The sequence below is a fragment of the Pseudoalteromonas sp. genome (assembly GCF_041613455.1).
Classification (GTDB): domain Bacteria; phylum Pseudomonadota; class Gammaproteobacteria; order Enterobacterales; family Alteromonadaceae; genus Pseudoalteromonas.
On sequence record NZ_JBFJHD010000155.1, the window covers coordinates 1 to 7,285 of the forward strand.

The 7,285-nt window shown below is 42.9% G+C and carries 6 protein-coding genes; 3 read left to right on the forward strand and 3 right to left on the reverse strand.

The annotated features are described in order from the left end of the window. The coding region (locus ABYB02_RS12655; protein WP_372762804.1) for a PqiC family protein at positions 1-414 on the forward strand (414 nt) is incomplete at its 5' end. Positions 415-427: 13 nt separating this feature from the next. On the opposite strand, the gene ABYB02_RS12660 is transcribed toward ABYB02_RS12655, so the two are convergent. After that, complete coding sequence (locus tag ABYB02_RS12660; protein WP_372762805.1) at positions 428-937, reverse strand: GNAT family N-acetyltransferase; 510 nt, start codon at positions 935-937, stop codon at positions 428-430. Positions 938-1,269: 332 nt separating this feature from the next. On the opposite strand from ABYB02_RS12660, the gene ABYB02_RS12665 reads away from it, so the two are divergent. Then, a complete protein-coding gene (locus ABYB02_RS12665; RefSeq protein WP_372762806.1) occupies positions 1,270-2,652 on the forward strand; it encodes a Na+/H+ antiporter NhaC family protein in 1,383 nt (460 codons plus the stop codon). Positions 2,653-2,732: 80 nt separating this feature from the next. Here ABYB02_RS12665 and ABYB02_RS12670 read toward each other — a convergent pair whose 3' ends face one another. After that, positions 2,733-5,615 carry an insulinase family protein gene (locus ABYB02_RS12670; protein WP_372762807.1) on the reverse strand — a complete coding sequence of 961 codons (2,883 nt, stop codon included), beginning with the start codon at positions 5,613-5,615 and terminating at the stop codon, positions 2,733-2,735. A 178-nt stretch (positions 5,616-5,793) separates the two neighbouring features. On the opposite strand from ABYB02_RS12670, the gene ABYB02_RS12675 reads away from it, so the two are divergent. Continuing rightward, entirely contained in the window at positions 5,794-6,213 is a 420-nt protein-coding gene (locus ABYB02_RS12675; RefSeq protein WP_372762808.1) for an MAPEG family protein, read from the forward strand. Positions 6,214-6,271: 58 nt separating this feature from the next. Here the strand turns inward: ABYB02_RS12675 and ABYB02_RS12680 are convergent, their stop codons facing one another. Continuing rightward, positions 6,272-6,982 (reverse strand): peptidylprolyl isomerase, encoded by a 711-nt coding sequence (locus ABYB02_RS12680; protein ID WP_372762809.1) that lies wholly within the window; start codon positions 6,980-6,982, stop codon positions 6,272-6,274. Positions 6,983-7,285 lie beyond the last annotated feature (303 nt).

Consider the following 7,285-nt stretch of genomic DNA (forward strand, 5'->3'; position numbering starts at 1 on the left):
AAAATAGCCAACAACCAAATGAATGAAGCCAATTATCATTTATGGGGCGAGTCGCCAGACTCCATGTTAACCTTTAGTGCGCAACAAACACTGTTTAAAGCATTACCAAACTGGATGGTGATTAAAGGACTGCCAGTGATCACTGAGTTAGATCAGCAAACCTTTTATGAGCTAGAGTACGAGTTGCATCACTTTAATGGCGATATGCAAGGTAACGCTGATATATCAGGGTTATGGCGCTTATATTACACCCACCCCGAAACGGGCCGCCGCTTAGTAAGCGTGCATAACTTTGCCAATATCACTGCACTTGAGGGTGATGGTTATGATGCACTGGTCGCCACGCTTGAAAAAAGCTGGCAACAGATCAATTTAACGGTCGCAAAAAAAATTGAGCAAACACGATTTAAATAATCGAGCAACACGTCTATTTACCGTATACATAAAGCATCACTGGGCGCTGCGTTGTTTGCTCAATAATCGCCTTGCCTAGAGGCGTAAAGCCAAGTTTAAGCAGCACATTTTTTGAGGCGCTATTATCCACTGCGGTAATAGCGCTTAATTTAGCAATACCCATACAGCTTTTGTTAGCGATTAATGCGTTGCCCGCTTCGGCTATATAACCCTGTTTTTCATAGGCCGTTAATAACGCAAAACCTAAATCAGGGCACTGCAGCATAGTCCGCTGATAAAAGCCAATCACCCCGATACATTGCTTGTTTTTTAAGGTGATCACATAGGGGCCAAACCCTTGCGTTTGATGTGCACCAACAAATGCCTGATCAATAAAACGCATGGCATCTTGCAAATTATGGACGTGTTTATCGCCGATGTTTTTTATAAAACTCGCTTGATTAAGCAGCGCTAATAAGCTGCTTGCATCGTCATAACAAGCATGGCGAATAATTAAGCGTTCGGTAGTAAGGGGTGTTTTCACAGCTGTTTACCTCAAGATTGCTAACTTATTTAACGTGAACTATAAAAATAAGCCTGTTAAACCATTTAGTTGTTGACTGTAACTGTAAAGCAGATTACTTTTGCGCCGATGTTTTTATCGGCATAACAATAGCGGCTTGCAGTCCTTGCACCGTCTGGCGCCAAGCCAACGCAGCTCACAGCTGATTACGCATTGGACGTAATGGCTCCCCAGTGATCTCGCGTGCAAAAGCAGTGACTTGGAAAATGATACGACAACTAAACTATCATCTTCTTTGTTTTTGTTAAGCAATTTAATTTTTAAATCTGCTTTTTATTTTGTGAATCGTTTAAATGCTTGAACCTTCCGCGTTAAGCTTAGTGCCGCCTCTAGTGGTGGTTATTTTGGCTGTGATCTCACGCCGTCCTATTTTATCTTTACTTATTGGTGCCTTAGTGGGGCTGCTTATGGCCGATCCTGCGCAGCTACTGACTAACTTTGCCACCACTTCTTTGAAAGTGATGACCGACGAAACCATTGGCTGGTTAATATTAGTGTGCGGTGGCTTTGGTGCTTTAATAGCCCTATTAGTGCGTACCGGCGGCGCGTCTGCGTTTGGTAAATTGGCACTTAAATACACCCAAGGCAAACGCTCATCATTATTTATGACCTTTTGCTTAGGCGTGGTGATTTTTATTGATGACTATTTAAATGCCCTCACCGTGGGTGAAACCATGAAACGCATTACCGATAAGTTTAAAGTAAGCCGCGAAATGCTTGCCTATGTGGTGGATTCAACTGCCGCCCCTATCTGTGTGCTGGTGCCGCTATCAACATGGGCGGTATTTTTTGGTGGCCTGCTGGTTGATAACGGCATTGCTGCACAAGGCAAAGGGATTGCGGTGTATATTCAAGCAATTCCTTACATGTTTTATGCCTGGTTTGCAGTACTGGTGGTTATTTTAGTGGTGCTTGGTATTATTCCGGCGTTTGGGCCAATGAAAAAAGCCGAGCAACGGGCGCAAATCGAGCAAGCTCAGGTTGATCTGGCGCAGTACAACGAAGTGCAAACCACGGATGAATACGCGGTAAAAGCCGTGGAACAAAGCTTTGAAGACGCCGATCCTAAAGGTAAATTACATAACTTTTTATTACCGCTTTTGTTGCTGGTTGGCTTTACCGTTTATTTTGATATTGACGTGTATAAAGGCCTGCTGGCCACCCTAGCAATTACCCTGCCCTTTTACTTGCTGCAAAAATTAATGTCGTTCAGTGAAATGATTGAGCGCATGTTAGATGGCTTTAAAAGTATGTTGCCTGCCATTGGCACCGTGATTGCGGCATTTATATTTAAAGATGTGTGTGACCTAGTGGGTTTGCCACAATACGTTATTAATAGCCTAAGCCCCTACATGACCGCGGGGTATTTACCGGCTGTGGTGTTTATTGCGATGTCTATTTTGGCATTTGCCACGGGGTCGAGCTGGGGAATATTTGCAGTATCTATTCCAATTGTGATGCCGCTGGCGAGCGCCGTGGATGCCAATATTCCCTTGGTGATTGGCGCGTTGTTATCGGCTTCGTCATTTGGCAGTCAGGCGTGTTTCTATTCAGACTCAACAGTACTTGCAGCGCAAGGGGCTGGCTGCAATTTGATCAGCCATGCGGTAACCCAGCTGCCTTATACTTTGATTGCGGCAGCGCTGACTATAATAGGCTTTTTAGTCATGGCATAAGCGCTAATAGTGCAGTGAAATAATAAAAAACCCAGTGTTATAAACACTGGGTTTTGTTTTAACGGGCAAATTAACAAAAGCTATTTTTGTAGTTTTATGCCGTTATAGTAAGTCGCTAAATCGGTCACTTTGTTTTGCTTAGGTAAGTCTGCAAAGTCACTGTTTTTAAACTTAGTTCCGCGCAGCTGCACATTTAAACGTGCCGCATTAGGGTTTAGCAGCGTTTGTTGGTAATAGTCTTTAATATCACTTAGCGTGACTTGTTCAACTTCCGCAATTAGCTGCTGCTTTGAATCAAAGTTAAAGTTTTCTCGATACCAATCATTAATTAGTGGGCTCATTTCGTCGGTTAAATTTTTAGGTTGCTCTTTAAGTGCTACCAGCGTCGCATTTTTCAGCTGGGCAAAGGTTTCCTCGCTCATATTTTCAAGCTCAACGGCATACTCTTTTTTAAACTTATCAAATCGCGCTTGCACTTCTTTAGGTCCTAAAACCGGCGTTTGAATATAAAGCCCCAATGCCGAATACGCTTCAATTGGGCGGGCTAATGCGCCCACAGCATAAGCCAATTGCTCTTCGGTGCGCAGTTTATCAAATGCCACGGTTCTGAAGTGCCCTTGTAAAACAGCTGCTTGCGCTTTTTGCTTATAGCCCGCAATGGGGTGAACGGTCATATCAACCACCGCTACATCGGCAACCTCAATGTCTTTTTGTAATACCCAGCTTTCTCCTCGTTGCGGTAACCAGGCTTTACTGCGAGCAAACGCGGTAGATGTATGCTCGCTTGGTAATATAGCCGCAAGCTCAGTGGCAATAGCTTCTATATCTTGCTGCGCATAATTACCATAGCTAAACACGCGAAGGTTATTATTAGCCAAGGTGTGTTGCTGTAGCGTATTAAAGTCAGCTAACGTCAGTGAATCCGCGGTCATTATTAGCTGGTCGGTATCAAAACCACCTGTACGGGTTAGTTGTGAATACGCCGCAAAGGCTTGCGCATAAGGGAACTGCTTCTGCTGATTGAGTAAATTGCGTTTAAAACGATCGACCGCTTGAGTAAAGGCTTGCGCTGTGACTGAATTATTTAAGCCATTCAGTGCTTGCTTGAGCAATACCTGCTGTTTATCGGTAAAACCGCTCATCGATAACACTAAACCATTACTCGGCGCCAGGTTTATACTCATGCCGGCCACCGCAGCCTCGGTGCTAAGCTGACTGTGCTGTAAATTAAATAAGTCGGCCCACACCGAGTATAAAATTTCCGCTTTTATGTCTGTTAAACCGGCTTGGGTATTGAGATACACTTCGACCAACCCTTTTGGTTGCTCAGCAAAGTTTTGACTTGCTTGGCGCCAAATTTTTATGCCATTTTTGTCATAAGCAAGCTCAGGGTGTTGTTGCTGTTTGAACCCTTGCGTTTTAATCGCAAAGCTTTCTGGCAGTAAATTATTAACACTTGGCAGCGCCAATGGAAATGGGCTGGGCTGGCGCCAACTGGCTATTTCTGCGGCGCTGATATCGGCAATACGGTATTTTCCATCGTAAAAATGCAGCTGTGAATCGGTTTCTTCTTGCTGTGATATATACCAAATACGTAACGTGTCGGCATTCAGTTGCGCCAGCACTTTATTAATGGCTGCGGCATCAAATTTGGCATAATAGTACGGCGCATTAATCGCATGGTTTAGCGGATAATCTTGCATGCTTTGCGTCAGCTGACTGACATAGTTAAACTCATCGCCTTTTTCTAAAAATTTGAATTGATTATTTAACGAAGTACGAATTTCATTAAAATATTTACTGTCTACGCCTTGTTGTTTAATTAACTCTATATATTGCATCACCGTTGCTACTATGGCTGCACGGTTTTTCATCCCTTCATCGGTCAATTCCATATTAACGTTTAACGTGCCGTAATTGCCGTAATGGCTGGGGACGGCTGACGACGTTAATTGTGCTACCCAACCTTTATCGCGCAGTATTTGTGCTGGGCTGCCTGGCATTTCATTGCTGAGTAAATAAGCCACAAAACGATTTGGTTTTAATGCAAATTGGCCGCTATTATTGGCAATAGTAAAATCCAGCTGTAATTGCTTAACATCTTCATTTGGGGCATAAAATACCCGTTTACCGCCGACATTAGTATAATCAAGCTTGGCAGTGACCGTGGGTTTGTCGATATGTTTGTTGCTGATATCAGCAAAGTATTTTTGCGCTTTTTGCTCCATCTCTGCCAGTGGTAAGTTTGAAATTAGCGCCACTTTCATAATGTTAGATGAATAGTATTTATTATAAAAATTGACCGTTTGTTGATGTAATGCGCTGTCGGGTTTATCGCCGAGCGTTTCCAGATTACCAATTAAAAAGCGATTAGCGGGATGCTCGCCCATCATCTTACGCGCCAGTTTAAACTGGCCAAAAAAGTCCATTTCGCGGCGCATAGACCACTCGGCATTAACCGCATTTTTTTCTTTTTCGGTGTATTCTGGGTATAGTTTGGGCGCTTTAAAAAAGTCTGCAAAACGATCTAGCCCTTCATCAAACGCATCATTATTAATTTTAAACATATAATTCGTGATATCGAGCCAGGTATACGCGTTGTGCGCGCCGCCATTTTTGGTCATAAAGTCAGAATACCCTTTGGTGTCGGGGTAACGCTCGGTGCCTAAAAATAGCATGTGCTCTAAATAATGCGCCATTCCTTGTTGGCTCATAGGATCATGTAATAACCCCACACCAACACTTAATGCCGCCGCCGATTTTTCGGCGCTGGGATCAGATACTAAGATCACCTCGATTTGATTCGCCAAGGTTAATGTTTTGTACTCGCGCGTATCATTTGGGCTAACAATTAAGCTGTCAGCGAGTAACGATGTGTGTGGCGAAGATGAAAGCGAAGACGTATTTGTACAACCACTTAAAACAGCGAGGGCCAGGGCACTTAAGCCAATCATTTTTTTCATTGTTATGTATCCATTGTTAGTATCTTGAGGCGCAACAGGCGCTTATTTGCAGCAACGTAACTTGGCTAAATTAACACTTTCACTTTATGTATTGCTACTAAATAACATTAAATTATGTAACACATTGTGAAAAACAAATGCATACTGCTCATACGCTTACAAATAATAAGGAAACGTCATGGAAAAGCTAATCATATTAGCGATGTTCGCTCAAGTCACTTTGTCGTTGGTGGTGATGATTATAATGGGCAGAAGGCGCTTTGCGGCGGCGAAAAATAAGCAAATACAGCTTGCCGATTTTGCCACCATGCGCTTAGACAACGCCGGTGATCATGTACGAGTGGCCGACAGAAACTTTAGTAACCAATTCGAAATTCCGGTATTGTTTTACGCCGCGTGTTTATTAGCGATGCAATTGCATAGTGCTACAGGGTTAGTAACTGGGTTAGCGTGGTTATTTGTGTTGTCGCGAGTGTTACACAGTGTGATTCATTTAACCAATAATAAGTTAAGAGTACGCTTTAACCTCTTTTTACTGGGTTGTGGTAGTGTGTTTGTAATGTGGCTGCTATTAATATCGCGGGTAATCATGTTTTAACACTAATATTAAACTACCCGCTAGGTGATATTGTTAGCGGGTATGTTTTTGCTTGTGGTTATTGCTTGCGCTTTAAGCGAGGCAATACCAATAATGCTGCCGCTAATAACCATGCCATACTGCCGCTTGATTCTGCATTTTTTTCAAGCAAGGTATTTTTAGTCGGTGATAACGCCTGCGCCGAGTTGGGATCGTCATCCAGCACGTACATATTCTCAATGCTAACCAAATTTACATGGCTTTTGCTAGCGCATTGCTCTTTCGTTAGATTCACGACCGGAACCTCACCACAATGCAGTAACGCGGCTATTTTATCTAGGGTTGCTTGGCTACCCTCCATGATTTGGCCAAACACGGTAAAGCCGTTATTTTGCACATCTAAATTTTGACTATTGTCTTTTAAATTAAAAAACCACTGGCTAGTTGCACTATTGGGCTTACCGCCCACTTTCGCCATCGCAATGGTGCCTTTAACATTAGAAAATACCGGTTCATTGATCACCGCCGCTTTAGTGGCGATAGCATCAAAGTCATCCGAAAAGGTATACCCGCCGCCTTGTATAATAAAGTCATCTATCGAGCGATGAATGACGGTTTGGTTATACGCCGCCTCTTCAATATAACTTAAAAAATTACGCACCGTGTGTGGTGTTTGCTGATCAAATAAATTGACTTTAATAATACCTTGGCTGGTTTTAATTTCGACAATCGTTGCCGAGCTGGCAAAACTTACCGCACTAAGTAGCGACGCTAAAAGTAGTTTTTTCATCATCTTCCCTATTGTTATTTGACAACCCGCAGAATAAGCCGCGGCAGCTGAAAAATCGACAGCTAACTCAAGGTTGATACAATTCAAACCAAGTTAGTTACACTTTAATTACACAACATAACGCTTTGCGCGAATTCAGCTGCTAAACAGCAGTCACTTTATGCCCCCTAGCTATATATTGGTAAGGGGCCATGCTAGTACTGTCCTTTTTACGCTAGTAAAGTCGCCATAAAACAACTAAATGGCAACGCCCCTTATAAATTGTGTTATTTTTGTTATGATTCTCCTGCAATTTAGTAAATG

Bases quoted from the DNA above. Each gene is read 5' to 3' on its own strand.
- ABYB02_RS12665 (WP_372762806.1), top strand. From the start codon at position 1,270: ATGCTTGAACCTTCCGCGTTAAGCTTAGTGCCGCCTCTAGTGGTGGTT.
- ABYB02_RS12670 (WP_372762807.1), bottom strand. From the start codon at position 5,615: ATGAAAAAAATGATTGGCTTAAGTGCCCTGGCCCTCGCTGTTTTAAGT.
- ABYB02_RS12675 (WP_372762808.1), top strand. From the start codon at position 5,794: ATGGAAAAGCTAATCATATTAGCGATGTTCGCTCAAGTCACTTTGTCG.
- ABYB02_RS12680 (WP_372762809.1), bottom strand. From the start codon at position 6,982: ATGAAAAAACTACTTTTAGCGTCGCTACTTAGTGCGGTAAGTTTTGCC.